This is a genomic window from Streptomyces sp. NPDC059201 (assembly GCF_042754585.1).
Taxonomy (GTDB): Bacteria; Actinomycetota; Actinomycetes; order Streptomycetales; family Streptomycetaceae; genus Streptomyces.
Genome location: NZ_JBHZBB010000005.1, coordinates 408,665 through 434,838 on the forward strand (window position 1 = coordinate 408,665; position 26,174 = coordinate 434,838).

At 72.4% G+C, this 26,174-nt stretch carries 24 protein-coding genes; 21 read left to right on the forward strand and 3 right to left on the reverse strand.

Annotated features, from left to right (window positions below):
* Window positions 1-16: 16 nt before the first annotated feature.
* The 12 genes from ACFXMG_RS19860 to ACFXMG_RS19915 all read left to right on the forward strand — a co-directional run bounded on the left by ACFXMG_RS19860 (window position 17) and on the right by ACFXMG_RS19915 (window position 12,688).
* On the forward strand, window positions 17-1,369 hold the full coding sequence (locus ACFXMG_RS19860; RefSeq protein ID WP_383822045.1) for a hypothetical protein: 1,353 nt from the start codon (window positions 17-19) through the stop codon (window positions 1,367-1,369).
* A gap of 6 nt (window positions 1,370-1,375) precedes the next feature.
* On the forward strand, window positions 1,376-2,119 hold the full coding sequence (locus ACFXMG_RS19865; RefSeq protein WP_383822047.1) for an SDR family NAD(P)-dependent oxidoreductase: 744 nt from the start codon (window positions 1,376-1,378) through the stop codon (window positions 2,117-2,119).
* A gap of 99 nt (window positions 2,120-2,218) precedes the next feature.
* Window positions 2,219-2,992: a hypothetical protein gene (locus tag ACFXMG_RS19870; RefSeq protein ID WP_383822049.1), complete on the forward strand. Its 774-nt coding sequence runs from the start codon at window positions 2,219-2,221 to the stop codon at window positions 2,990-2,992.
* A 79-nt stretch (window positions 2,993-3,071) separates the two neighbouring features.
* Window positions 3,072-3,896, forward strand: coding sequence for a nitrilase-related carbon-nitrogen hydrolase (locus ACFXMG_RS19875; protein ID WP_383822052.1), 825 nt, complete (start codon window positions 3,072-3,074; stop codon window positions 3,894-3,896).
* Between the two features lie 32 nt (window positions 3,897-3,928).
* The gene (locus ACFXMG_RS19880) at window positions 3,929-4,903 is read left to right on the forward strand and encodes an alpha/beta hydrolase (RefSeq protein ID WP_383822056.1); all 975 of its coding nucleotides are present in this window, start codon (window positions 3,929-3,931) and stop codon (window positions 4,901-4,903) included.
* Complete coding sequence (locus ACFXMG_RS19885) at window positions 4,900-6,027, forward strand: nitric oxide synthase oxygenase (protein ID WP_383822059.1); 1,128 nt, start codon at window positions 4,900-4,902, stop codon at window positions 6,025-6,027. Before ACFXMG_RS19880 ends, ACFXMG_RS19885 begins: the two co-directional genes overlap by 4 nt.
* 33 nt (window positions 6,028-6,060) lie before the next feature.
* Window positions 6,061-7,356, forward strand: a complete 1,296-nt coding sequence (locus tag ACFXMG_RS19890; RefSeq protein WP_383822061.1) for an APC family permease — start codon at window positions 6,061-6,063, stop codon at window positions 7,354-7,356.
* A gap of 76 nt (window positions 7,357-7,432) precedes the next feature.
* Window positions 7,433-8,656 (forward strand): ATP-grasp domain-containing protein, encoded by a 1,224-nt coding sequence (locus ACFXMG_RS19895; protein ID WP_383822064.1) that lies wholly within the window; start codon window positions 7,433-7,435, stop codon window positions 8,654-8,656.
* Window positions 8,653-9,861 carry an MFS transporter gene (locus tag ACFXMG_RS19900; protein WP_383822067.1) on the forward strand — a complete coding sequence of 403 codons (1,209 nt, stop codon included), beginning with the start codon at window positions 8,653-8,655 and terminating at the stop codon, window positions 9,859-9,861. Before ACFXMG_RS19895 ends, ACFXMG_RS19900 begins: the two co-directional genes overlap by 4 nt.
* A 61-nt stretch (window positions 9,862-9,922) precedes the next feature.
* Window positions 9,923-11,572 (forward strand): AMP-binding protein, encoded by a 1,650-nt coding sequence (locus ACFXMG_RS19905; RefSeq protein ID WP_383822070.1) that lies wholly within the window; start codon window positions 9,923-9,925, stop codon window positions 11,570-11,572.
* Between the two features lie 32 nt (window positions 11,573-11,604).
* The gene (locus tag ACFXMG_RS19910) at window positions 11,605-11,862 is read left to right on the forward strand and encodes a phosphopantetheine-binding protein (RefSeq protein WP_383822072.1); all 258 of its coding nucleotides are present in this window, start codon (window positions 11,605-11,607) and stop codon (window positions 11,860-11,862) included.
* Between the two features lie 58 nt (window positions 11,863-11,920).
* Window positions 11,921-12,688 (forward strand): B3/4 domain-containing protein, encoded by a 768-nt coding sequence (locus tag ACFXMG_RS19915; RefSeq protein ID WP_383822074.1) that lies wholly within the window; start codon window positions 11,921-11,923, stop codon window positions 12,686-12,688.
* 52 nt (window positions 12,689-12,740) lie between these two features.
* Here the strand turns inward: ACFXMG_RS19915 and ACFXMG_RS19920 are convergent, their stop codons facing one another.
* Window positions 12,741-13,832 carry an ATP-grasp domain-containing protein gene (locus tag ACFXMG_RS19920; protein WP_383822077.1) on the reverse strand — a complete coding sequence of 364 codons (1,092 nt, stop codon included), beginning with the start codon at window positions 13,830-13,832 and terminating at the stop codon, window positions 12,741-12,743.
* Window positions 13,833-14,266: 434 nt separating this feature from the next.
* On the opposite strand from ACFXMG_RS19920, the gene ACFXMG_RS19925 reads away from it, so the two are divergent.
* From ACFXMG_RS19925 to ACFXMG_RS19955, 7 genes are all read left to right on the forward strand, one after another.
* Complete coding sequence (locus ACFXMG_RS19925) at window positions 14,267-15,496, forward strand: MFS transporter (protein WP_383822080.1); 1,230 nt, start codon at window positions 14,267-14,269, stop codon at window positions 15,494-15,496.
* Window positions 15,497-15,502: 6 nt separating this feature from the next.
* Window positions 15,503-16,501, forward strand: coding sequence for a thiamine pyrophosphate-dependent dehydrogenase E1 component subunit alpha (locus ACFXMG_RS19930; RefSeq protein WP_383822083.1), 999 nt, complete (start codon window positions 15,503-15,505; stop codon window positions 16,499-16,501).
* On the forward strand, window positions 16,498-17,520 hold the full coding sequence (locus ACFXMG_RS19935) for an alpha-ketoacid dehydrogenase subunit beta (protein WP_383822086.1): 1,023 nt from the start codon (window positions 16,498-16,500) through the stop codon (window positions 17,518-17,520). Before ACFXMG_RS19930 ends, ACFXMG_RS19935 begins: the two co-directional genes overlap by 4 nt.
* A 2-nt stretch (window positions 17,521-17,522) precedes the next feature.
* Window positions 17,523-18,290 (forward strand): SDR family NAD(P)-dependent oxidoreductase, encoded by a 768-nt coding sequence (locus ACFXMG_RS19940; protein ID WP_383822089.1) that lies wholly within the window; start codon window positions 17,523-17,525, stop codon window positions 18,288-18,290.
* Window positions 18,287-19,714, forward strand: coding sequence for a PLP-dependent aminotransferase family protein (locus tag ACFXMG_RS19945; RefSeq protein WP_383822092.1), 1,428 nt, complete (start codon window positions 18,287-18,289; stop codon window positions 19,712-19,714). Before ACFXMG_RS19940 ends, ACFXMG_RS19945 begins: the two co-directional genes overlap by 4 nt.
* 97 nt (window positions 19,715-19,811) lie before the next feature.
* A complete protein-coding gene (locus ACFXMG_RS19950; RefSeq protein ID WP_383822093.1) occupies window positions 19,812-20,921 on the forward strand; it encodes a winged helix DNA-binding domain-containing protein in 1,110 nt (369 codons plus the stop codon).
* Between the two features lie 13 nt (window positions 20,922-20,934).
* A complete protein-coding gene (locus ACFXMG_RS19955; protein ID WP_383822095.1) occupies window positions 20,935-21,513 on the forward strand; it encodes an SUKH-3 domain-containing protein in 579 nt (192 codons plus the stop codon).
* On the opposite strand, the gene ACFXMG_RS19960 is transcribed toward ACFXMG_RS19955, so the two are convergent.
* Window positions 21,419-22,255: a response regulator transcription factor gene (locus ACFXMG_RS19960; RefSeq protein WP_383822097.1), complete on the reverse strand. Its 837-nt coding sequence runs from the start codon at window positions 22,253-22,255 to the stop codon at window positions 21,419-21,421. The two genes, ACFXMG_RS19955 and ACFXMG_RS19960, sit on opposite strands and share 95 nt — an antisense overlap.
* A 96-nt stretch (window positions 22,256-22,351) precedes the next feature.
* On the opposite strand from ACFXMG_RS19960, the gene ACFXMG_RS19965 reads away from it, so the two are divergent.
* Window positions 22,352-24,034, forward strand: coding sequence for an AMP-binding protein (locus tag ACFXMG_RS19965; RefSeq protein WP_383822098.1), 1,683 nt, complete (start codon window positions 22,352-22,354; stop codon window positions 24,032-24,034).
* Window positions 24,031-25,644, forward strand: a complete 1,614-nt coding sequence (locus ACFXMG_RS19970) for an AMP-binding protein (protein ID WP_383822100.1) — start codon at window positions 24,031-24,033, stop codon at window positions 25,642-25,644. Before ACFXMG_RS19965 ends, ACFXMG_RS19970 begins: the two co-directional genes overlap by 4 nt.
* Here ACFXMG_RS19970 and ACFXMG_RS19975 read toward each other — a convergent pair.
* Window positions 25,641-26,168, reverse strand: a complete 528-nt coding sequence (locus ACFXMG_RS19975) for a GNAT family N-acetyltransferase (protein ID WP_383822102.1) — start codon at window positions 26,166-26,168, stop codon at window positions 25,641-25,643. The genes ACFXMG_RS19970 and ACFXMG_RS19975 overlap by 4 nt on opposite strands.
* Window positions 26,169-26,174 lie beyond the last annotated feature (6 nt).

A 26,174-nucleotide genomic window follows, 5' to 3' on the forward strand; every position in this document is an offset into this window, starting at 1 on the left:
CAAGGGGGACCCGCACGTGCCTAGCGCCAGCCTCGACATACCGCTCCGCCAGCCCATCCACCACTTCCCCTTCTGGCACCGCGAGGAGCCCGTCCTCGCCACCGTCCGGATCGACCCCGGATTCTCCGAACTGCGCCGGCGGTTCCCGGAGGGCTGGAAACACCTCGTACGGGCGAAGCTGATCCTCGACAGCGCCACCGCCCTGGACGTCCCCTCCGTGACCGGCGGGGACGAGCGGCACCCGGAGCGGGTGTCCGGACTGCTCACCGCGGCGGCGGAGGCGCTGACCCGCTTCGCCGACGAGGAGAAGGCCGCCGAGAACCGCACGGTGGCCGAACACGCGCGGCAGGCGGCCGAGCGGCTCGCCGTCTACGCCGACAGCCGCGAGTGGAAGCAGGCGACGCTGCGGGAGCCCCAGCAGGGCGAAGCCTGGCTCTACTGCGGCCCCATCGCCACCTGGGCGATGCGGGACGTCGACTCGCCCATCGGCCTGCTGGTCGCCGCCCCCCGCCCCGAGCTCCAGACCGAGATCGACGCGGTCGACGAGCGGATCGGGGAGGTCCGGGAGGCGGCGGCCGGGGTCCTCGGCGAGGACGTGAAGTCCATCCAGGACGTCCACCCGACCATGTACGTCATGGAACTCCTGCTCGCCGGCGGGGAGTCGGTCGCGGGGCACAAGAACTTCGCCCACTTCTTCCCGCTCGAAGCGGCCGAATCCACCGTGCTGGGACCCGAGTTCACCGTCGTCTTCGCCAACGTGCACCGGGAGCGGCTGCGCCGCTGCTCGCTGCCGCTGCTGGCGGACGTGCGGGGCGGCGGGGACACGGACGTGCTCGACTCGGACGTGCTCGACGAGGCGCTGCGCATGTCGCTGCGCTGGTTCCGCTGCCACGACCTCGGACACTTCTGGCGCCGCGCCTCCGTGGACGGTGCGGGGCAAGCCCCCGCCGGGATCGGCTACTTCGAACGCATGGCCCTGGAAGAGGCGTACGCCGACGTCCTCGGCCTGCTGACGGCCGGCGCGGTCGGACCCCACGGCAGGCTCGGCACGGCGTTCACCGCCGAGCTGATCCGCTATCTTTCCCGTCGCTACGACCACTTCGCGGACAGCGCCGCGGCCGTCCTCACCCTGGGCTGGATCCAGGAACACGCAAGGGAGTCCGACTTCCCGCTGACGGACCGCTTCATCGACACCTCGCGCGAGGTCCTGACGGATCTGGCGAAGGCTCTGCACAGCGTGCTGTGGGACGCCGACGCCACCGAGATCACCCGCCTGCGCACGGCGCTCGACCGGGGCCGCGGCTACCGCGACTCGCTCGCCGCGCACTACGACCGCCTGCCGACCGACCTCACCTACACCTTCGGTTAAGGAACCATGAACGCTCGCACCGTCGTCATCTCCGGAGCCTCCTCCGGCATCGGTCTGGCCACCGCCCGGCGCTTCGCCGCCCACGGCGACCGCGTCGTCAACCTCGATCTCGGCAAGCCCGCCGACGAGGACGCCGTGGGCCGCTGGATCGAGACCGACGTCACCGACTGGGACGCCGTCCGCACCGTCGTGGACGGCGTGGCCGAGGAGTACGGCTCCATCGACGTCGTCGTCGCCAACGCGGGCATCAGCCTGCGTCGGCTCTTCGTCGACATGACGGAGAAGGACATCAGGCAGCTGATGGACATCAACGTCATGGGGGTCATGGCGCTGTGGCAGGCCGCGGCGCGCCACATGATCGAGGCGCGCAGCGGTGTCCTGCTGGCCACCGCCTCCACCAACGGCTCGGCCGGCTACCCGTACTACGCCGACTACAACGCCTCGAAGGCGGCCGTCCTGGCCCTGTGCCGCAGCCTGGCCCTGGAGCTCGCGCCGCACGTGCGGACCGCCTGCGTCAGCCCCGGCTACGTCATGACGCCGATGCAGCGGGCCGAGTACACCGACGAGATGTTCGCCGAGGTCAACGCGAAGATCCCGGCGAACCGGCACGCGGACCCGTCGGAGATCGCGTCGACGTTCTTCTTCCTCGCCTCCGACGAGGCCCGGTTCATCACCGGCCAGCAGCTGATCGTCGACGGCGGCGAACTGGCGGGCGGGACCGCCTCGGCCCACGGCACCGTCTTCGCCTGACCGGCCGCCGGGCTCGACCGGCCCGGCCGGCCCGGCCGGTCCGACCGGCCTGATCCACCCGATCCACCCGATCCACCTGACAGAGAAATGGGAAGCAAGATGACCGTCACCTCAGAGGCCGTGAAGCTGCCGCTGATCACCGACGTGCTGGGGGACGCAGTCCGGGACTGCGTGAGCATCGAACTCGGGGGCGGCCTCACCGCCTATGCGGTGCAGTCCCCGGGCGAGGCGCTCACCGTGTCCACGCACTACCGCGTCTACGACGCGCTGGTGCCCGTCACGACGCAGTCGTTCGGCGCGGACATGACGCCGTACTGGGCGCAGCGCAGCAAGGAGGGCTACCTGGAGCGGCTCGCCGAGTTCGTGCTGATCGGCGACGAGGACGGGGCCTTCGTCGGCTGGACCGGGCACCACCGGCTCCGGTTCGACGAGCAGGTGATCATCTACCTGGACTCCACCGGCATGGTCCCGCAGCGGCAGTCCAAGGGCACCATGCGCAAGCTGATGCGGCAGCGGATCGTCGACACCGTCCTCCCGCAGTGCCCCGAGGGCATGCCGGTCTACCTGACGGCGCGGACCGAGAGCCCGATCTTCTACCGGCTCATGGTCGGCCTGACCGAGGGCGGCACGGTGTACCCGGCTCCCGGCGCCGCGCTGCCCCCGGGCATCGAGCGGTGCGGTGTCGACCTGGCGACCTGGCTCGGTCAGCGCGCCATCCTCGAACCGGGGACGCTGACGCTGCGCAACGCCTACGACACCCTCGACGAGCTGTACGGGGAACTGCCGACGGCGGGCAGCCCGGAACTGGACACCATGTTCCGCGGCACGCTGGGCCCGCTGGACGCGTTCCTCGTCACCGCCCGCATCCGCTGACCACGGGCGGGAAGAGGAACACGGGCGAGAGAAACCCGGCGAGAGAGACCCGGGCGAGAGAAACACGGGGGAGAAGTACATGCGAGCTGTTCTGATCCAGGCCGACGTCGACCACCGTCGGCCCCTTCCGGAGCGCGTGGCCGAGGTGTGCGACCGCGTGGTCGCCCACCGGGCCGCGGACCTCGTCGTCCTGCCGGAGCTGTGGGCGACCGGCTACTTCGCGTTCGACGACTACGAGCGGACCGCCGAGCCGCTCGACGGTCCGACCGCGCGGAGCCTGGGCGAGGCGGCGCGGGAGGCCGGCGTGCACCTGCACGCCGGAAGCATCGTCGAGCGCGGCGCGGACGGCGGGCTGTACAACACCAGCCTGCTCTTCGGCCCGGACGGGACGCTGCTGCACCACTACCGCAAGTTCCACCTCTTCGGCCACGACTCGCGCGAGACGGCCCTGCTGTCCCGCGGCGACGAACTGCGGGCCCACGGCACGGCGGTGGGCCGGCTCGGCCTGGCGGCCTGTTACGACCTGCGGTTCCCGGAGCTCTTCCGGGTGCTGGCCGACGACGGCGCCGAGGTGTTCGTCGTCGCCGCCGCCTGGCCGGCCGCCCGGATCGCGCACTGGCGGCTGCTGCTCCAGTCCCGCGCCCTGGAGAACCAGGCATGGGTACTGGCCTGCAACGCGGCCGGCCGGCAGGGGGAGACCGAACTCGGGGGCCACAGCGTGGTCATCGACCCGAGGGGGCTCGTCGTCGCCGAGGCGGGCGCCGCGGACACCACCGTGGAAGCCGAGTTCGACCCGGCCGACACGGCACGCGCGCGTGCCGAGTTCCCCGCCTTCACCGACCGGCGCATCACGACGGGCGGCACCGGCGGTGACCGCCCGGATCCGTCCCCGCACCGCCCCTGAACCGCACCCGTCCGTCGCCGCTGAGGAACACCATGCCCATCATCGTCCCCGAGGGTCTCGACCCCGAACTCGTGCGCGCCGCCGAGCTGCAACCCGATCTCGACTACGGCCGCCCCCAGGAATCCCGCGACGCGCTGCGCCGCGCGTACCGCATCTCCCGCGCCCTGCGCGGCCGCGGCGCGCCGGACGACGGAGTCGAGGTGACGGACCGCGCGATCCCGGCGCGCGCCGGAGCGCCGGACGTCCCGGTGCGGATCTACACCCGTCCCGGCGGCGAACAGCCCGCCCCCTGCCTGCTGTTCTTCCACGGCGGCGGTTTCGTCACCGGCAACCTCGACACCGAGGACGCGCGCTGCCGCGAGTACGCGCGGCGCACCGGCATCACCGTCGTCTCCGTCGACTACCGGCTCGCTCCCGAGCACCCGTTCCCCTGCGCGTACGAGGACTGCTACGACGCCCTCGTGTGGGCCGCGGCCCACGCCGGGGAGCTGGGCATCGACCCCGACCGGATCGTCGTCGGCGGGACCAGCGCGGGCGGCGCCCTCACCGTGGCCGTCACCCTGGCCTCCCGCGACCTCGGCGGCCCGGCCGTGCTCCACCAGCTGATCCTGTACCCGGTGATCGACCACGCGATGGACACCCGGTCGATGAAGGAGTTCGGCGACACCCCGGGCTGGCACGCCCGGAACAACGTCCACATGTGGCGGCACTACCTCGGCACCGACGCGCCGGAGAGCGTGTCGCCGTACGCCGCCCCGGTGGAGGCGGAGGACCTGTCGGGACTGCCCCCGGCGTACCTGATGACCATCGAGTTCGACCCGCTGCGCGACGAGGGCCTAGCCTTCGGACGCCGGCTGCTGGACGCGGGGGTCTCCGTGCACCTCCACAACATTCCCGGGGCGTTCCACGGCTTCGACGCCGCCGCCCCGCAGGCCGCCGTCGCCCGCCGGGCCCTCGACGAGCAGTGCGCCGTCCTGGCCCACGCCACGGGGGTGACCCTCGGATGACCGAGACCGTCGACTCCCTGGACCCGCGCGTCACGCCGGACGTACGCCGCCAGGCCGAGGAGTTCTTCGCGCTGCCCGAGCTGCGGGGCACCGACCCCGCGCGGCTGGAGGAGGTGCGCGCCGCCATCGAGGCGACGGGCACCTACACGCACACCCCCGAGGAGCTGCTCAGCGGCGTCAAACTGGCCTGGCGCAACCACGCGCGCTGCGTGGGCCGCAAGCACTGGCGCGGCCTCCAGCTGCTGGACTTCCGGCACTGCACCACGGCCGAGGAGGTCGCCGAGGCGTGCTGGGAGCACCTGCGGTACTCCACCAACGAGGGCCATCTGCGCGCGGTGATCTCGGTGTTCCCGCAGGCGGTCGACGGGGAGGGCATCCGGATCCTCAACCCGCAGCTGATCCGGTACGCCGGCTACCGCCAGGACGACGGCTCGGTGGTGGGCGATCCGCTCCACTGCGACCTGACGGACCTGGCCATGGCCCTGGGCTGGAAGGGCGCCGGCACCCGCTTCGACGTGCTGCCGCTGATCGTGCGGATGCCGGGCGGGCCGCCGCGCTGGTTCGAGGTCCCGGAGTCGGCGGTGCTGCGCGTCCCGCTCACGCACCCGCGCCTCGACTGGTTCGCCGAGCTGGGCCTCGAATGGCACGCGAACCCGGCGATCTCCAACCTGAACCTGGAGATCGGCGGCATCACCTACACGGCCGCCCCGTTCAGCGGCTGGTACGTCGCCTCGGAGATCGGCGCCCGCAACCTCAGCGACGACTACCGCTACGACATGCTGCCCGAGATCGCGCGGCGCATGGGCCTGGACACCTCCCACGACCGCTCGCTGTGGAAGGACCGCGCCCTGGTCGAGATCACCCAGGCCGTCCTGCACAGCTACCGTGTGGCCGGCGTCCACGTCCTCGACCACCACACGGCGGCCCGCCAGTTCGTGGACCACATCGAGCGGGAGGAGGCCGCGGGGCGCAAGGTGTCCGCCGACTGGTCCTGGGTCAACCCGCCGCTCTCCAGCAGCGCCACGGTCACCTTCCACCGGGAGTACGACGCGCCGGACTTCGAGCTGCGGCCGAACTTCACCACCCGGGACAACGGGCTGCCCGGCTGCCCGATGGCGGGCTGATCGCGTGCACGTCTCCACGCCGGCGGGCGGCGCATGACCGAGCCGACGACCACCCGCCCGACCGGTCTCGGCCTGATCGGTGCCACCAGCCTGGCCATCACCATCGTCGTGGGCAGCGGCGCGCTGATCCTGCCCGGCATCGCCTACCGGGACGTCGGCCGTGACGCGCTGTGGGCCTGGGTCCTGGCCGCCGCCCTCGCCCTGCCGCTGCTCGTCGTGCTCGGCAGGCTCGGCCGGGCCCTGCCGGACGCGGCCGGTGTCACCGGGTACCTGCGCGCCGCCCTCGGCGCGCGCGCCGCGGCCGGCGCGGAGCTGCTGCTCATGGGCACCTTCATGTTCGGCATCCCCGGCATCGCGCTCGCCGGGGGCCACTACCTGGCCGCGGCGGCCGGGCTTCCGGCGTCCCTCGGGGCGGCCGGGGCGCTGGTCCTCATGGCCCTGGCCGCCGTGCTGAACTGCCTGGGCACGCGGCTGTCCGGCGCGGTCCAGTCGGTGCTGTGCGTCGTGCTGGTCGCGGCGCTGCTGTTCATCGCCCTGTGCGGGACCTTCCTCGGCGAGGTCTCCGACCCGCTGCCCGACGTGTCGGCGCAGGCGCTGCACCTGGGACTGTCCGGGGTCGGCACGGTCTTCTTCGCGTTCACCGGCTGGGAGCTGGTCTCCTTCACCACCCGCGAGTACGCCCGGCCGAAGCGGGACTTCCCCCTGGTCCTGGCGCTGAGCTACCTGGTGGTCGTCGCCCTGTACTGCCTGATCGCCATCGCCGTGCAGTCCACGCTGCCCGCCGACACCGCCCATGTCGACCTGCGCCCCATGGAACTGGTGGTGGACACGCTCTTCGGGGCGACCGCGGCCCAGTCCATGGCGATGGTCAGCACGGTCCTGCTGCTGGCGAGCGTGCTGGGCAACTTCTGGGCCGCCTCCCGGCTGGTGGCGTCCAGCGCCGAGGAGGGGCTGCTGCCCGCGCGGCTCGCCGCCGTCAACCGGTTCGGCGTGCCGCACCGCGCGATCGTCCTCTGCGCCCTGGCCTTCGGCGCGGTGATCGTGGCCAACGGGACCGGTCACGTCTCCATCGCCGGAGCCCTCGAACTGGCGGGAAAGAATTTCCTCCTGCTCTACCTCCTGTGCTGCGTCGCGCATATCCGGCTCTTCCCCGGAGTGCTCGACCGGACGCTCGGCTTAGGCAGTGCCGCGCTGCTGGCGATCCCCTTGTTGACCTTCGAACCGATTTCTCTTCTGTGGGCGGCGTTTCTGCTCACCGCGGGATTCTTCCTGGGGGGCCGCGCGCGCGTATCCGAAAAGAGTCCCGTCAAGGACAGGATGCTGCGCTAGCCAGGGCGTTCACGCCCAAAGTCCGCTGCGTGCGGGCAGGTTGACAGTCATTTATGGCACATGGTGAGGTGAGGACATGAACAGAAAGAAGCTGTTGCTCATAGGGAGTGGCGGCCAGCCATTTCGGGAGTACGCCCTCAAGGCGATCAGCGAGCGCGTCGACGTCATTCTCGTCGAGGGCCGCGACATCACCTGGCAGACGCCTTATGTCAAAGGATTCCACCGAATAGACCCGAACGATTCGGTGAAATTGCTCGAAATGGCGCGGGAAGAGGCGCCCGACGGCGTTCTCACCTATGACGAGGCGCTCGTCGAGCCCACCGCGGAGCTCGGCCGGACGCTGGGCGTCCCGCACACCGACCCCGAGGCCGTCCGGCGGTGCAAGGACAAGAGCGCGCTGCGCGCCTGCCTCGCCGATGCCGGCATCGGCCCGGTGGCCTTCGCCGTCGCCCACGACGTCGAGGCCGCCCGTACCGCCGCCGCCGGGATCGGGTACCCGGTCGTGCTCAAGCCGCGCGCGCTGGGCGGCAGCATCGGCGTCGTCCGGGTGGACGACGACGAGCAGCTCGTCGAGGCGTTCGGCGTCGCCGCCGAGGCCAGCGCCTCCGACGGCACCACCTCCCGGATCGCGGGCGTCCTGATCGAGGAGTACCTGGACGGGCCCGAGTTCAGCGTCGACAGCGCCGTCTGGCAGGGCGTGACCACCCCCCTCGTGGTGGCCGAGAAGGCCGTCGGGTTCGCCCCGTACTTCGAGGAACTGGGCCACATCGTGCCCCCGGCCCCGCGTCCAGGGCTGGACGAGGCGCTCACCCTCGTCGCCGACGCGCACAAGGCCGCCGGGCTCGACAACCTGGTGACCCACACCGAGTTCCGCCTCACCGGCCGCGGCCCGCGGATCATCGAGATCAACGTCCGCCTCGGCGGCGACCTCATCCCGCACCTGGGCGCGCTCGCCCACGGCACCGACGTCGCGGGAGCCGCCGCCGACATCGCCGTGGGGCAGGAGCCGAGGCTGACCGGCGACCGCACGGACGTGGCGAGCATCGCCATGCTCTACCCCAAGGAGGACATGCGGGTCGACCGGGTCCGGCTGCGCCAGGACGCGGACGCCTACCCGGGCCTCGACCGCTTCGTCACCTTCCTGCCGGCCGGCACGGAGGTGCGGCTGCCGCCGAACGGCTTCCTGTCCCGGGTCGGTTTCGCCGTGGTGAGCGGCGCGGACCGCGAGGAGTGCCTGGAGCGCCGCGCCGCCGTCGAGGCCGACGTGGTCATCGAGGGCGAGTCGCTGGGCGCCGTATGAGTACGGACCAAGAGGCCGGCGCCCGCCCGGCGGACGAGAAGCCCCCGTCGATCCTCACGATCGTCCGGCACGCGCCGCGACCGGTCTGGGTGCTCGTCTCGGGCGTCTTCCTCAACCGGGCCGGTTCCTTCTTCGCCGCCTTCCTTGTGCTGTTCCTCCAGCAACTCGGCTTCAGCACCAAGGAGATGCCGGCGATCCTGCTGGCCGTCGGCGTGGCCACCCCGCTGGGCTCCCTGCTCGGCGGCTGGGCCTCCGACCGGCTGTCCAGGAAGACCTCGCTCGTCGGGTCGACGCTGCTGGCCTCCTGCGGACTGGGCGTCATCGGACTGGCACCCAACAAGACGGTCGCGCTGATCGGCGTGTTCGGCGCGGCGCTCTTCGCGCAGGCGTACCTGCCCGCCGCCTCCGCGCTCATCGTCGACCACACCGAGGAACACGAACGCGTCCCCGTCTTCGCGCTCTTCCGGCTGGCCCTGAACCTGGGCACCAGCGTCGGACCGCTGATCGCCGCCGTGGTCGCCAAGGACAGCCTGCGCCCGCTGTTCCTCATCAGCTGCTGCACGTACGCCGCGTTCAGCCTCCTGCTGGCCGTCGGACTCCCGTCCGTACGCGCCGACGCGAGCCCCCGCGTGAAGACCGAGGACGGCGCCGGCGGAGGGATCCCGCTGCGCCTGGTCGCCTTCTACCTCTCGGTCGTCGCCATCACCGTCGTGTACGTGCAGTACAGCTCGTCGGTCGCGCTCGCGGTGTCCGCGGACCACGGCGCCTCCGCCTACGCCTATCTGCTCACGCTCAACGGGGTCCTCGTGATCCTCTTCGAGATGCCGCTGAGCGGACTGACGCGCAGGGTCGCGTGGTGGATCCCGGCGGCCGGCGGAACGGTCCTGATGACGATCGGCATCGTCGTGTCGGGCGCCGCCCCGTCCTACGTCGCCATCGCCATCGGCGTCCTGATCTGGACCGTCGGGGAGATGCTCTTCTCGCCCGTCGTCAGCAGCGCGACGGCCACCCTGTCGCCCCCCGACCGCGTGGGGCGCTACCAGGGCTACCTCGCCACGGCCCAGGCGGTGGCCTTCGGCCTCGGCCCGGCCGCCGGCACCTTCCTGTACGGCACCGACACCGGGACGCTGTGGCTGAGCTGCGTGGCCCTGGGGGTGCTGGCGACCGTGGGATTCGCCGCGATCGGCCGGCGGCGTACCGGCTGAACCGATCCCGCACGGCACCACCGCACCGTAACGATCATCCTGGTTGGAGCACTGACAGCTGATGGACACACAACTCGCCGGGGTCGGGCAGCCGGCCCCGACCCGGCGCGGGCCCGGCGTCGTCATCGAGTGGCTGGGCCGCGCCCGCACGGGCGGGGTCCACGTCTTCCACCGGGGCACGGCGCGGTTCGTCAGCTGGTCCGACGTGCTCGGAGACGTCACCGAACTGACCCGGCGGCTCGACGACCGCGGCGTCCGCGCCGGGACCCGGATCGGCATCCGGGGACACAACTCGTACGAGTGGCTGGTCCTCGACCTGGCGCTGCTCAACCTCGGGGCCGTACCGGTCGCCCTGCCCGTCCCCGACTTCAAGGGACGCGACAACGCCGACATCGCCCGCCAGTACGGGCTGTCCGCGGTCTTCGCCGGCAGGGAGGGGCGCGGCGCCGCCGACCCCGCCTCCGTCGGCAGGCTGGAAACGGTCCTGAGCGAGCCGCTCACCGTCGAGCCGCTGGAGCACGCCCCCGAGCCGCAGGGCGAGCGGCTCCCGCCCGGCGACGCCGAGGAGTTCACCCTCGCGTTCTCCTCCGGCACCGCGGGCCGGGTCAAGTGCCTGTTGCTCGCCTGGAAGGGCGTCGAGGCGCTGATCGAGGCGCACACGGACGCGTACCCGCTCCGGGACGACGACCGGATCATGATCGCCCTGCCGCTCTCCACCTTCCAGCAGCGGTACCTGTGCTACCTGGCGATCCGCAACGACTGCGGCATCGTCCTCACCACCGTCGGGCACTTCGTCGACGCCCTCCCGGCGACCCGGCCGACCATCCTGCTCGGCCCCCCGAACTTCTACGAGTTCGTCGAGAACCGGTACCGCGCCATGGAGCCCCGGCGCCGCGCCCGGCTGGAGGCCGTCGCCTCCCTGGCCTCGCTGCTGCCGAGCGAGCGGATGCGGAGGCACTGGCGGCGCGGGGTGTACCGCGAACTCCACGACATGTACGGGGGAGCGATGCGGCTGATGCTCGTCGGCTCCGCGCCCGTGCGCGACGGGATGCTCGACTTCTTCGCCGAGACCGGGTTCGAGCTCTACCAGATCTACGGCATGACGGAGATCGGCTTCCTCACCTGGAACCGCCCGGGCGCCCACACCCGGGGCTCGGTCGGCCGCGAGGTCTACCCCGGGACCGTCTCCCTCACCGAGGACGGCGAGGTCGTCGTCCGGCACGACCGGCACCTGTGCGTCGGCTACGAGGGCGAGCCGGCCGAGGGCGTCACCCCGGTCTTCCGGGGAGAGGACGCCATCGCCACCGGAGACCTGGGAGAGTTCGACGAGAACGGCTTCCTCTTCCTCCGCGGCCGGAGGAAGAACCTGATCATCACCACCGGCGGCCAGAAGGTGCAGCTGGAGGACCTGGAGGAGGAACTGGTGAACGCCCGCGGCGTGACCCAGACCTGCCTCTACCCGCTCCCGGACGGCGGCATGGCCGCGGTCGCCTGGTTCCAGGGCGACCGGGAAACCGCCGAGAAGTCGCTGCGGACCCGGATCGACCAGCTCAACACGAAACTCGGACGGACCCAGGACGTACGCCGCCTGGCCCTGCTGGACGGCCCGCTCGCCTCCGACAGCCCGCTCCTCAACCGCAATCTGAAAGTCAACCGGGACGCGGTGCGCGAGGCCACCGCGGACCTGCTCACCCCCCTCACCCGACCGTGATTCCCCACGACCCGTGCGACAGGCAGGACGACATGACCGAGAACCAGACCCCGGACACCAGCGACATCGCCTCCGGCGTGGCCAAGCTCTGGGCGGACCTCCTCAAGCGTGACGACGTGCCGCACGACGTCACCTTCCCCGAACTGGGCGGCGACTCCCTGCTTCTGATCGCCCTCCTCACCCGGATCGAGGAGTCCTTCGACGTGTACCTGGAGGCGGAGGACATCCTCGACGACCTCACCGTCACCGGAATGGCGCGCGCGATCGCCCAGGCGCCCGCCGCGTCCTAGGCGCACCGAGCGCCGACCCCCACCCGTACATCCCGGCAGCCCCTTCAGGAACAGCCCCATGAATCACACACAGGACACCGGCAGCACCGGTGACCGGACCCGTCGCCTCACCGTCGGCATGTCGCCGCGGATCGCGGCGAGCTACCCCGAATGCCGCACCGTCTTCCTCCTCGTCCAGGGCGTCAAGAACAACGAGCCCTGGCCCGAGACCGAGGAGGCGCTGTCCGCCCTCGAAGCCGACGTGCGCGAAGGGCGCCGGCAGCTGCCCACCCAGGACGAGCCCGCCATCTCCGCCTGGCACGACCTGCTGCGCAGCTTCGGTACGAACCCCCGCAGGGCCCGCCCCAGCATCGACGCGCTCAGCCGCAGGCTCACCCGGTCCGGCCGGCTGCCCAGGGTCTCCTCGGTCGTGGACACCTGCAACCTCGTGTCCATGACGTACATGCTGCCCACCGGCGGATTCGACCTCGCGGCCTTCACCACCGGCATCGAGCTGCGCCACGCCCGGCCCGACGACGTGTACGTGCCCCTCGGGGAGCCGGACGTGACCGAGACACCGCTGGACGGCGAGGTGATCTACGCCGACGGCTCGCAGGTGATGACCCGGCACTGGAACCACCGCGACTCCGACGTCACGAAGGTCACCGAGGGCACCCGGGACGCGGTCCTGCTCCTGGAGGGCGTCGCCTCGGTCATCTCCGAGGAGACGCTGCTCCGGGCGCGGGACGAGCTGGCCGAGCGGGTCGCCCCGCACGCCGACCGCGTCAGCCCGTACGAGATCGACCCGGCCCGGCCGCTGGACCTCGTCTGGGAGGCGACGTCCTGACACCGGCTCCGTCGCCCGTCCCGGCCCCCGGCCGCGACGGGCGACGCCCCGGTCAGGCCCCGGCGCCGGCCTCCAGCTCGTAGAAGCCGCGGCCGTCGAGGAAGCGGACGGTGCCGAGGTCGCGGAGCAGGACCTCGTCCACGTCGTGCGCCAGCGAGAGCGTCATCGGGTACGTGGAGTCGTCCACCGTCGGGCTGACGAGCTCCCCGGGCGCGACCAGGGGGGTGACGCTCTCCACGCTCTCCAGCGCGGTGAGTTCGTCGAGTCCCCGGTACGCGCGCAGCCGGCCGCGCACCGGCGAGACCATCCCGGCCCAGGCGACGCTGCGGTGCACCGTGTACTCCTCGCCGCAGCGCTCGTGGAAGCGCTCGGGGTCGCCGAAGGCGTCGACGCTCCAGCCGATCTGCGAGTCACCGGTGGCCCGCTGGGTGAAGCCGGGCAGATCGAGCCCGGAGATCCGGGCCCCCACCTCGACCAGACAAGGACCGTCCGGTGTCATCTTCACCTCGATGTGCGCGGGACCGTGCAGGATGCCGAGGGCGTCCAGCACCTCCAGCCCGTAGCCCACGACCTGGTCCTGCACCTCTCCCCGGCGGGGCAGCAGATGGCAGGCCACCGCCAGGTCGGTCACGCCGTTGGCGCTGATCCGGTGGGTCTTCCACACGTCGGTCACCTGGTGGCGGCCGTCCCTGCTGACCGTGTTGATCAGGTACTCGGCGCCCACCAGGTACTCCTGGGCGACGACGCCGTCGTCCGGCTCGGAGAAGATGTTGCGCCGCCCGGTCAGGGCGCGGAAGGCGCGCACCGCGTCGTCGGGGGTGTCGCACCAGGTCACGCCGTCGTTGGCGGCGCTGCGCAGCGGCTTGAGGATCGCCTTGCGGCCCAGCGCGCGGTGCCACTCGAAGAGCTGCTCCTCGTCCCGCACCCGGATCTGCTCGGCGCCGCGCAGACCTCGGGACTTGACGCGCTCGATCATCTCGAACTTGTCGCGCCGCATCCGGCTCAGGGCCGTGCCGTTGGTCGGTATGCCGAACCGCGCGGCGAGGACCTCGCTGAGGGCGTCCGCCAGCTCCACGCCGAGTTCGCCGCCGGCCATCACCGCGACGGGCTTGAATTCGGCGATGCGGTCCGCCGTCTCCGTCACGTCGCCGTGATGCGCGAGATCGACGGTGTAAGGAAATGGATCGGGCTTCCCGGCATACAGTGCGGGAACTTCCGGGGTGCTCTGCACTCTGATGGGAGTGAAACCGGAGGCCGAGAAGGCGGCGGCCAATCGCCAGGACAGGGCATAGGTGTCAACGAGGATGATATGGCGGTTTGTCACGTCTCTCGGAACCTTTCGGTGAGGTATTCCGACGTCGATTCCAGTTGCTCGCCCTGGGGCTGTCAAGTCGCCTGTATTCAAGGGTTGTTGCCTATTCATCCAAGGCGAGTGACGTACCTTACAGATCGCTAATCGATCATGGACCCACCGGGTTCGATCTTGTATGTTCCTAGCGAGGCGGCAATTCGTTGCGTGCTGCATCCGGATTTTCACCGAATGGGTCGGGGGACTCGTGAAGCCCAGGTTGGATCTCGATGTCTAAAGTGTTCTCGATCGGCCGCCTGCAAGGGCTCCCGAGGAGCTTCTGGGTCGTTTTCGCGGGACAGTTCGTCAATCGCGTCGGCAATATGGTCGTCCCCTTCCTGGTGCTCTATCTGGGGCAGCACGGCATGTCGGCGAAGGACGCCGGGCTCGTGCTCGGCGCGGTCGGCGTGGGCGGACTCGTGTCCCAGCCGCTGGGCGGTCTGCTCACCGACCGCTGGGGCTCGCGGCTCACCCTGATCGGCGGACTCCTGGGCAGCTCGGTCGCCGTGGCGGCGCTCGGCGCGGCCCGCGGACTCCCCGCGATCCTCGCCGCCGCCTTCCTGACCGGCGCCGTGGCCGACGTCTACCGTCCGGCCGTCGCCACGGTGGTCGCCGACGTGGTCCCGGCGGCCGACCGCCCGCGGGCCTACAGCCTCGTCTACTGGGCCGTGAACCTCGGCGTGGCGCTCGGCGGACTGATCGCCGGACTGCTGACGAGCCACGGCTACTGGACCCTGTTCGTGGTGCAGTCGCTCACCACGGCGGCGTTCGCGGGCGTGGTCGCCCTGCTGCTGCCGGCGGACCGCCGCCGGGCACGACCGCGCCGGGGGCCCGAGGACGCCCCCGCCGGTGTCCGGGTCACCCGGGACCGGCTGATCCTCGCGCTGACCGGGCTCAACCTGCTCAGCAGCGTGGTCGCCGCGCAGATCACCGTGGGCCTCCCCCTGGCGATCAAGGACGACGGCCTCGGAGCCGGGTTCTACGGCGCGGTGTTCCTCGTCAGCGGCATCATCATCGGCGTCACCCAGCCGATGCTCTCCGCCTGGCTGGAGCGGTACGACAGGCTGACCGTCCTCAGCGTGTCGTGGCTCGTCTTCGGCCTCGGCCTCGCCGCCACCGCCCTGGCGGACACGAGGACCGAATACCTCGTCACGGTCCTCGTCTGGACCGTCGGCGAGATCGGCGCGGCGAGCTTCGTCGGCTCGCTCGTCGCCGACCTGGCCCCGGAGCACGCCCAGGGCCGCTACCAGGCCACGTTCGGCTGGTCGTACGCGGCCGGCTCGTTCATCGGCCTCCCGGCCGGCGCCTGGGTGTACGGCTCCCTGGGCCCCGGCGCGCTCTGGACCACCTGCGCCGCGCTCGGGGTCGTCGGACTGGCCGGCGGCCTCGCCCTGGTCGCCCCGTCGCGCCGCCGACTGCGGCCCGTTCCCCAGCCCATCCCGCTCGAGAAGGTTGGCTGATCCGCAATGCCCCACACCCCACACGCCCCCGCACCGGCACGCCCCGCCGTCACCCCGCTGGAACTGTTCCGGCGCATGACGCTCGCCAGACGCCTCGACACCCGCATCACCGAACTGACGGAGGCGGGCCTCATCCGAGGGCCCATGCACCTGAGCATCGGCCAGGAGGCGGTCGGCATCGGCGCCACCGCCCCGCTGGAGCGGGGCGACACCGTCACCGCCACCCACCGCCCCCACACCCTGTACGTCGGGTGCGGGCTGCCGCTCGGCGCCACCCTCGCCGAGATGATGGGGCGGGCCGACGGGCAGGGCAAGGGACGCGGCGGGCACATGCTCGTCGGCGACCGCGAGCACGGCCTCCTCGGCCCCTCGGGCATCGTCGGCCACTCCCTGCTGCTCTCCGTCGGCCACGGCATGGCCCACCAGCGCGCCGGCGAGGGCCGCGTCACGCTGTGCGTCACCGGCGACGGATCCGTCAACTCCGGCGCGTTCAACGAGTCGTTGAACATGATCGCGCTCTGGCGCCTGCCGGTCGTCGTCCTGGTCGAGAACAACGGCTACGGGCTCAGCGTCCGCCTCGACCGCCACGTCCACGAGACGGAGCTGCACCGCCGCGGCACCGCCTACGGGATCCCGTCCACCCGGGTCGACGGCAGCGACGTGGAGGCCGTACGCGACACCGTCGCCGAGGCGTTCACCCGCGCCAGGACCGGCGGCGGCCCGACCCTCGTCGAGGCCGTGACCTTCCGGGACTGCGCCTTCTCCGGCTCCGACCGCGGCGGCTACCGCGGGCCCGACGAGTGGGAGGGCTACGCCGACCCGCTCGCACTCACCGCCACGCGCCTGCGGGAGTCCGGCGTCCCGGAACCGGACCTCGCCCGTATCGCCCGCGAGGTGGACGAGGAGATCGACGTGGCCGTCGCCTTCGCCGCCGCCAGCCCCTGGCCGGACGCGGCCGACCTGTTCGAGTACGCCGCCCGATGGGACGGAGGGGACCCCCAATGAAGGCCACCCACGCCACGCACGCCCCGAACGCCACGCCCGCCACGCACTCCATGACGTACAGCGAAGCCCTGAACGCCGCCCTGCGCGAGGAGATGCGCAGGGACGACCGCGTCGTCCTCCTCGGCCAGGACGTCGGCGTCTACGGTGGGGTCTTCTCGGTCTCCCGGGGACTCCTGGACGAGTTCGGACCCGAACGCGTCGTGGACACCCCCATCTCCGAGAACGGCATGGTCGGCGCCGCCATCGGCATGGCCATGAACGGCCTGCGCCCCGTCGTGGAGATGATGTACACCGACTTCATGACGCTCGCCCTCGACAGCATCGCCAACGGCGCCGCCGTCCTCCCCTTCGCGTACGGCGACCAGGTCAAGGTCCCGATCGTCATCCGCACCCAGGGCGGCGCCGGCGCCAACGCGGGACCCCAGCACTCCAAGTCGCTGGAGGCGTGGACCGCGCACCTGCCCGGCATCCACACCGTGCTCCCCAGCAGCGCGGCCGACGCCAAGGGGCTGCTGACCTCCGCCCTGCGCAGCGACGACCCCGTGGTCCTCGTGGAGCACAAACTGCTCTACAAGGAGAGCGGCCCCGTACCCGACGGCGAGCACCTCGTCCCGCTCGGCACCGCCCAGGTCGTCCGCCCGGGCACCGACGTCAGCATCCTCGCCCTGTCCCGGATGGTCGGCGAGTCCCTCACCGCCGCCGAACGCCTCGCCGCCGAGGGAGTCGACGCCGAGGTCGTGGACATCCGCTCGCTGCGCCCGCTGGACGTCGCCACCCTCGCCCGGTCGGCGCGCAAGACCGGCCGGGTCGTCGTCGCCACCGAGTCGTGGGTCCGCTACGGTCCCTCCGCGGAGATCGCCGCCGCCGTCACGGAGGCCGCCTTCGCCGAACTGCGCGCCCCCGTCGTCCGGTTGGGCTCCCTCGGGGTGCCCTACCCGGCGAGCCCCGCGCTGGAGCCGGCCGTCGTGCCGCACGCCGCGGGCATCCAGCAGTCCGTCGAGACCCTCATGAAGGAGTAGACATGCCGGACAAGCGTTTCGACGGCAAGGTCGCCCTGGTCACCGGAGGCGGCACCGGCATCGGCCGGTCGATCGCCCTCGCCTTCGCCCGCCAGGGCGCCGCCGTCGCCGTCACCGGGCGGCGTACCGAGGAACTGAAGGCGACCGTCGCCGCGATCCAGGAGGAGGGCGGCACCGCCCTCGCCTGCCCGGCGGACGTCACCGACGACGCCCAGGTCGCCGGGATGATGGACGCCGTGCTGGCCGAGTACGGCGCGCTGCACATCGCCTGCAACAACGCGGGCGCGCCCGGATCGGGCCGCAGGCTCCACGAGTTCGAGGTCGGGGACTGGCGCCACATCGTCGACACCAACCTCCACGGGGTGTGGCTGTCGATGCGCCACCAGATCCCCGCGATGCTCCGCCAGGGAGGCGGCAGCATCGTCAACGTCTCCTCCATCGCCGGAGTCGTCGGCTACCTGAACGCGGCCCCCTACACCGCAGCCAAGCACGGCGTCGTCGGGCTCACCCGGACCACCGCCATCGACTACGGCCCCGAGGGCATCCGCGTCAACGCCGTCTGCCCCGGCCCGACCCTCACCCCGATGCTGGAGGAGGCACGCCGCAACCGCGGCCCCTCGGCGGACGACTTCTACCTCCGCAACATCCCGCTCGGACGGCTCGCCCGCCCCGAGGAGGTCGCCAACGCCGTCCTCTGGCTGGCCTCCGACGAAGCCTCCTACGTGACCGGCCAGGCCCTGGCCGTCGACGGGGGGTGGACCGCGCAGTGAGTGCGCGGCAGCGCACCGCCACCCTGGATCTGCACCTGGACGTGGACCTGGGCCTCCGGCGGGGCCGCGGCGAGCAGCTCGTGGCGGCCCTGCGGCGGGCGATCGAGACCGGCAGACTCCTGCCCGGGACCCGGCTGCCCTCCACCCGCAGCGCCGCCCTCGACCTGGGCGTCGCCCGCGGCACCGTCGTCAGCGCCTACCGCCACCTCACGGCCGAGGGACACCTCGAATCCCTCCCGGGCTCCGGAACCAGGGTGGCCCGGCCGGTCCGCGAGCCCGACCCCGCGCCCGGCCCCGGCACGGGCACCGGCGCCGGCCCCGGCACGCCGTGGCGGCACAACCTCAAGCCCGGCATGCCGGACGTGACGCTGTTCCCGCGCGCCGCCTGGGTCAAGGCGACGCAGCGGGTGCTCAACACCGCCCCCGCCGAGGCCCTCGACTACGGCGACCCCCGGGGCCGCCCGGAACTGCGCCGCGCCCTCGCCGACTACCTCGGGCGCAGCCGCGGGGTGGTGACGCGTCCCGACCGGATCGTCATCTGCCACGGCTTCACCCAGGCGCTTGGCCTGATCGCGACCGTGCTCGCGGAGCAGGGCGTCGGCACGGTCTCCGTCGAGAACCCGAGCTACCTCCACTTCCGGGACGTCCTCCAGCGCGCCGGGCTCCACACCCACCCCGTCGGCGTCGACGGCGACGGGCTGCTCCCCGGCGAACTGCGCGGCCGGGCCGCCTTCGTCACCCCGATCCACCAGTACCCGCGGGGCGTCGCGCTGTCCGCCGAACGCCGCAGGGCGCTGGTCTCCTGGGCGGAGGCGGTCGACGCCGTCGTCGTGGAGGACGACTACGACGGCGAGTTCCAGTACGGCCGGCACCGGGTCGGCGCGCTCCAGGCCATGGCCCCGCACCGGGTGATCTACGCCGGGACCACCAGCAAGACGCTCGCCCCGGGACTCCGGCTGGCCTGGCTCGTCGTGCCGGGGGAGTGGGTCGAGCGGATCACCGCCGCCAAGCGCATGGCCGACCAGCACTCCGCCGCGCTGACCCAGATGATCGTGGCGGACCTGCTGCTCTCCGGGGCCTACGACCGGCACATCCGGCAGTGCCGGGACCACTACCGCACCCGCCGGGACCAGCTCAGCGCGGGCCTCGCCGCCCACGTGCCGGGCGCCCGCCTGGTCGGCGCCAACGCCGGACTGCACGCCCTGATCCGCTGGTCGCCGGAGGGCCCCACCGAACGCGAGGTGCTCCGCGCCGCCCGCACCCAGTCCCTCGCCCTCTCCGGGCTCGGCGGCTACTGGGCCACCCCGGGCCCCCACCCGCCCGGCCTGGTCGTCGGCTACGCCACCCCGCCCCGGCACGCGTACGCGGCGGCCCTGGAGACGCTCCTCTCGGTCCTCACCCGCTGCTTCACACCCACGGCGTGAAGCAGAACGGCGTGAAGCGTGAAGGGCGTGAAGCGTGAGCGGCATGCCTCACGAATGAGGTCAGGAATCGTCCTCGATGCCTTGTAGCGTCCCCCGCATGGACTCCCTCCCCCCGGTCTCGCGCCGCGCCCTCGGCCGTGCCACCCTCGCCCGCCAACTGCTGCTCCAGCCCTCGCCGCTCGGGACCGAGGAGGCCGTGCACCACCTGGTCGGGCTCCAGGCGCAGAACACCAAGCCGCCGTACTACGCCCTCGCCGCCCGCCTCGAAGGGTTCCGGCCGGAGGAGCTGTCCGCCCTCATGGAGTCCCGGGCCGTCGCCCGGATCGTCACCCTCCGCTCCACCGTCCACACCCACACCGCCCGCGACGCCGTCGCCCTGCGCGCCTTCGCCCAGCCGGGCGCCATCGACCGCGAGCTCGGCATCTTCCGCAAGCGGCTCGGCGGCGTCGACCTCGACCGGCTCGCCGCCCTCGCCCGCGCGCTCGTCGAGGCGGAGCCCCGTACCCCCAAGCAGCTCCGCGAACACCTCCTCCAGGAGTGGCCGCAGGCCGATCCCCTCGCCCTGAGCGTCGCCGCCCGCTGTCTGCTGCCGCTCGTCCAGGTCACCCCGCGCGGCCTGTGGGGGCGCGGCGGACAGGTCGCGCTCACGACCACCGACGTCTGGTTCGGCGACGAGGCGGCGCGCGAACCCGCCGACCTGGACGAGACCGTGCTGCGCTACCTCGGCGCCTTCGGACCCGCCTCCGTGAAGGACATGCAGACCTGGTGCGGGCTCACCCGGCTGCGGCCCGCCTTCGAGCGGCTGCGGCCCCGGCTCGTCGTCCTGCGCGACGAGGAGGGGACCGAGCTCTTCGACCTGCCCGACGCGCCCCGCCCGGACGAGTCCACCCCCGCCCCGCCCCGCTTCCTGCCCGAGTTCGACAACCTGCTGCTCTCGCACGCCGACCGGCGCCGGATCGTCCCCGACGAGCACCGCGGCCGCACCTGGACGAGCAACCGGTCCCACCGCGTCTTCCTCCTCGACGGGACCCTCGCCGGGCTCTGGCACCTGGCCGAGGACAAGGGCCGCGTCATCCTCACCGTCGAGCCCTTCGTCCGGCTCACCCGCGCCGACCGGGCCGCGCTCACCGCCGAGGCCGAACGCACCCTCCGCCTCACCCTGCCCGCCGGCGGCGCCTACGACCTGGCCTTCCGTGCCGGCGCGTGACCGCGAGCCCCGGATGAGCCGGGACGAGACCGAGGCGGTGCTCGTCGCGATGGGGCGGCGGCCCGGCCGGGACATCGGCGACACGCGGCTCGACGCGCTGCTGCGGACGGTGACCGGACGGTTCGCCGAGGAAGGACACCCCGTCGAGGCGTTCCCCGCCGCCCGCGCCTTCGTCCGCGCGTACGGCGGGCTCCGGTGGGAGATCCCCGGTACGCCCCCGGACGCCTTCGCCTTCACCCCGCACTGGATCTACGAGGAGAGCGCCGAGGACGTCGCCGAACTCGCCGCCCTCCTCCGCACCCGCCTCTTCCCCGTCGGATACACCACCTTCGACGCGGCCATGCTGCTCCTCGACGAGACCGGACGCTTCTTCCTCCTCCACCACACCGGCCCCTACCACCTCGGGGACGACGTCCACGAGGCCGTCAGCCGCCTCCTGCGCGGACCCCAGGTCGAGGCCCGCACGCTCTTCCCTACGGAGGCCCCCACGGAGGCTCCTACGGCAGCGCCCCCGCCCGCCGCGCCGCCACCACCGCCTCCAGACGGGTGTGCGCCCCCAGCTTCCGCATCGCCGAGCGCAGATAGCCCTTGACCGTCTCCGGGCGCAGCCCGAGCCGCTGGGCCGCCACCGCGTTCGTCGCCCCGGAGGCGACCGCCGCCAGGACGTCCGTCTCGCGCGGGGTCAGCGTCACCCCGGAGACCGGCACGGGGGCGCCGGCCGCCGACTCCAGCCGGCCGCAGACCGCGAGCAGCCGGTCCCGCAGCTCCGCGTCCACGACCCGCGGGGCGAGCGCGCGCAGCTCCGCGTGGGCCTGCCGCACCTCCTCCCACGACGGGCCGGGACCCTCGGCGGCGGCCGGGTCCGCCGACTCCACCAGCCGGCTCATCTCGTCCCGCACCGCCAGCGCCTGCTCCACGTCCCGGGCCGCCGCCACCGCCGCGTCGAAGACCCGCTCCCCGAGCGGCAGCGCGTCCCGCAGCGCCCCGTACAGCACCCCGCGCACCTGCCGCCGGACGACGACCGGCACCGCGATCACCGACCGCAGGCCCTCCGCCGACACCGGCAGGTCGTACTCGTGGGTGATGTGCCGGGCCACCGGGTAGTCGGTGACGGCGCAGGGGCGGGCGAGCGCCAGGCACTTCCCGCCCAGGCCGTTGCCGGGGGAGATCGCCAGACCCTGGAGCGCCGGGGTCAGCGCCCCGTGCAGCTCCGCGATCCGCAGCGGCCGGCCGCCGTCCTGCATCAGGCCGCCGAAGACCACGGGCAGCCCGCTGCCCCGCCGCAGCCGCACCAGCGCGGCCCGCAGCTCCACCGCCTCGATCCGCTCGGACACGGGAGAACACCACTCCTTCACCCCCGAACGGGGGTAGTGAGACCTGGGCCACCGATTACACGATGGGCGGGACCGGTCCCGCAACGAGGAGGACACATGACGGCTACCAGCGCGACCGAGGAGTTCCGGTCCGCCCGGGACTTCCTGCTCGGACACCGGGAGGACTACACGGCGGCCTACGGCGGCTTCGCCTGGCCCCGCCCCGAGCGGTTCAACTGGGCGCTGGAGTGGTTCGACGTCATCGCCGAGGGCAACGACCGCACCGCCCTGCACATCGTCGAGGAGGACGGCTCCGAGACGAAGGTGAGCTTCGCGGAGATGTCCGCCCGCTCGAACCGGGTCGCGAACTGGCTGCGCGCCCAGGGCGTCCGCGCCGGGGACCGGATCATCGTGATGCTGGGCAACCAGACCGAGCTGTGGGAGACGATGCTCGCCGCGATGAAGCTGCGCGCCGTCGTCATCCCCGCCACCCCGCTCCTCGGCCCCGCCGACCTCCGCGACCGGGTCGAACGCGGCCGCGCCCGGCACGTGATCGTCCGCGCCGAGGACACCGCCAAGTTCGACGACGTGCCCGGCGACTACACCCGCATCGCGATCGGCGGCGACGGGGTGACCTGGCTGGGGTACGAGCACTCCGCCCGCGAGCCGGAGGTCTTCGAGCCCGACGGTGTCACCCTCGCCCACGACACCCTGATGCTGTACTTCACCTCCGGCACCACCGCCCGCCCCAAGCTCGTCGAGCACACCCACGTCTCCTACCCGGTGGGGCACCTGGCGACGATGTACTGGATCGGGCTGAAGCCCGGCGACGTGCACCTCAACATCTCCTCCCCGGGCTGGGCCAAGCACGCCTGGTCCAACCTCTTCGCCCCCTGGAACGCCGAGGCGACCGTCTTCATCCACAACTACACGCGCTTCGACGCGGGCCGGCTGATGGCCGAGATGGACCACCACGGCGTCACGTCCTTCTGCGCCCCGCCGACCGTGTGGCGGATGCTCATCCAGTCCGACCTGAGCCGGCTCGCCACCCCGCCGCGCGAGGTCGTCGCCGCGGGCGAGCCGCTGAACCCCGAGGTCATCGAGGCGGTGCGGCGCGCCTGGGGCGTCACCATCCGCGACGGCTTCGGGCAGACCGAGACCGCCGTCCAGGTCTCCAACAGCCCCGGCCAGCGGCTCAAGGAGGGCTCGATGGGCCGCCCGAGCCCCGGTTACGCGGTCACCCTCGTCGACCCCGTCACCGGCCGCGCGGACGTGGAGGAGGGCGAGATCTGCCTCGACCTGTCCGCCCACCCCGTGGGCCTGATGACCGGCTACCACGGCGACCCGGAGAAGACGGCCGAGGCGATGGCGGGCGGCTACTACCGCACCGGCGACATCGGCAGCGTCGACGAGGACGGCTACATCCACTACGTGGGCCGCGCCGACGACGTCTTCAAGGCCAGCGACTACAAGATCAGCCCGTTCGAGCTGGAGAGCGCGCTCCTGGAGCACGAGGCCGTCGCCGAGGCCGCCGTCGTCCCTGCGCCCGACCCCCTCCGGCTCGCCGTCCCCAAGGCGTACGTCGTCCTCGCCGAGGGCGTCAAGCCGGACGCGGACACCGCCCGGGCCCTCTTCGCGCACTCGCGGGCCGTGCTGGCCCCGTACAAGCGGGTCCGCCGCATCGAGTTCGCCGAGCTGCCGAAGACCGTCTCGGGCAAGATCCGCCGGGTCGAGCTGCGCCGCCTCACCGCCGAAGGCGCCTCCACGGGGCCGGAGTTCACCGAAGGAGACCTGACATGAGCGGCACGACCAGGACGACGGAAGCGGAACTCTCGTACGCGCACGGGGTGGCGGACACCCCGCTCCTCGGCGACACCATCGGCGCCAATCTCGACCGGGCCGTCGCCGCCTGGCCCGACCGCGAGGCCCTGGTCGACGTGGCCGCCGGACGCCGCTGGACCTACGCCGAGTTCGGCGCCGACGTCGACCGGATCGCGGGCGCGCTGCTCGGCAGCGGGGTCCGCAAGGGCGACCGGGTCGGCATCTGGGCGGTGAACCGCGCCGAGTGGGTGCTCGTCCAGTACGCCACCGCCCGCGTCGGCGCCGTCATGGTCACCATCAACCCGGCCTACCGCGCCCACGAACTCGCCTTCGTGTTGCGCCAGTCGGGGATCTCCATGCTCTTCGCCTCGCTCGCGCACAAGACCAGCGACTACCGGGCGATGGTGGAGGAAGTCCGGCTCGAATGCCCGGAGTTGAGGGAGGCGGTGTACTTCGGCGACGCGAGCTGGGAGGAGTTCGCGGCCCGCCCGTCCGGCGGGCTCCTCCCCGAGCCGCTCTCCGCCGACGAGCCGGTCAACATCCAGTACACCTCGGGCACCACCGGCTTCCCGAAGGGGGCCACGCTCTCCCACCACAACATCCTCAACAACGGTTACTACGTGGGCGAGATGATCGCCTACACCGAGCGGGACCGGATCTGTGTGCCGGTGCCCTTCTACCACTGCTTCGGCATGGTCATGGGCAATCTGGCGGCCACCTCGCACGGCGCGTGCATCGTGATCCCGGCCCCGTCCTTCGACCCGGCCGCGACGCTCCGCGCAGTCCAGGAGGAGCGCTGCACCTCCCTCTACGGCGTGCCGACGATGTTCATCGCGGAGCTGAACCTCCCCGACTTCGCCGCGTACGACCTCTCCTCGCTGCGCACCGGCATCATGGCGGGCTCGCCGTGCCCGGTGGAGGTGATGAAGCGGGTGGTCGCCGAGATGAACATGGCGGAGGTGTCGATCTGCTACGGCATGACGGAGACCTCGCCGGTCTCCGCCCAGACCCGCCGCGACGACGACCTGGAGCGGCGCACCGGCACCGTCGGCCGGGCTCTGCCGCACATCGAGCTGAAGGTCGTCGACCCGGCCACCGGCCTCACCGTGCCGCGCGGCACCGCGGGCGAACTGTGCACCCGCGGCTACAGCGTGATGCTCGGCTACTGGGACGAGCCGGCGAAGACCGCCGAGGTCGTCGACGCGGGCCGCTGGATGCACACCGGCGACCTCGCCGTGCTGCGCGAGGACGGCTACGTCCAGATCGTCGGCCGCATCAAGGACATGATCATCCGCGGTGGCGAGAACGTCTATCCGCGCGAGATCGAGGAGTTCCTGTACGGGCACCCCAAGATCGCCGACGTGCAGGTCGTCGGGGTCCCCGACGAGCGGTACGGCGAGGAGATCCTGGCCTGCGTCATCCCCCGCGACCCGGCCGACCCGCCCACCCTCGGCGAACTCTCCGCCTTCTGCCGCGACCGCCTCGCCCACTACAAGGTCCCGCGCCGCGTCGAGATCCTCACCGAGTTCCCGATGACGGTCAGCGGCAAGGTCCGCAAGGTGGAGCTGAGGGAGCGGTACGGCTCCTAGACGGGCGCCTTCGCCAGCTCGCGGCGCATGCAGACGCGGGGCCAGGTGGCCAGACCGTGGGTGGCCTCCGCGTGGCTGATGGCGCGCAGGCCGTCGGTCAGGTCCGGGTCGGTGTCGGCCAGTTGGCGGAAGCCGAGGCGGGTGTAGTAGGGGGCGTTCCACGGCACTTCGGTGAAGGTCGTCAGGGTGAGGGCCGTCAGGCCCTCCCGCCGGGCGGCCTCCGCCAGGTGCTCGATCAGGGCCCGGCCGACGCCCCGGCGGGCCGCGTCCGGGTGGACGGAGACCTGCTCGATGTGGGCGGCGCCGTCGACGGTGTCGGCGAGCAGGTACGCGACGGGGCGGTCGGCCCCGTCGACCGCCACCCACGCCCGGCCCGCCGCGCGGTACCCCTCCAGCACGTCCAGCGGCAGGGGTTCGTCGTCGGCGATCGCGGTCATCCCGAGGGTGCGGAAGGGTTCGCCCGCGGCGCGCTCGATGGACTGGAGCAGCGGGAGTTCGGCCGGTGCGGCCGCTCGGATGCGCATACGACA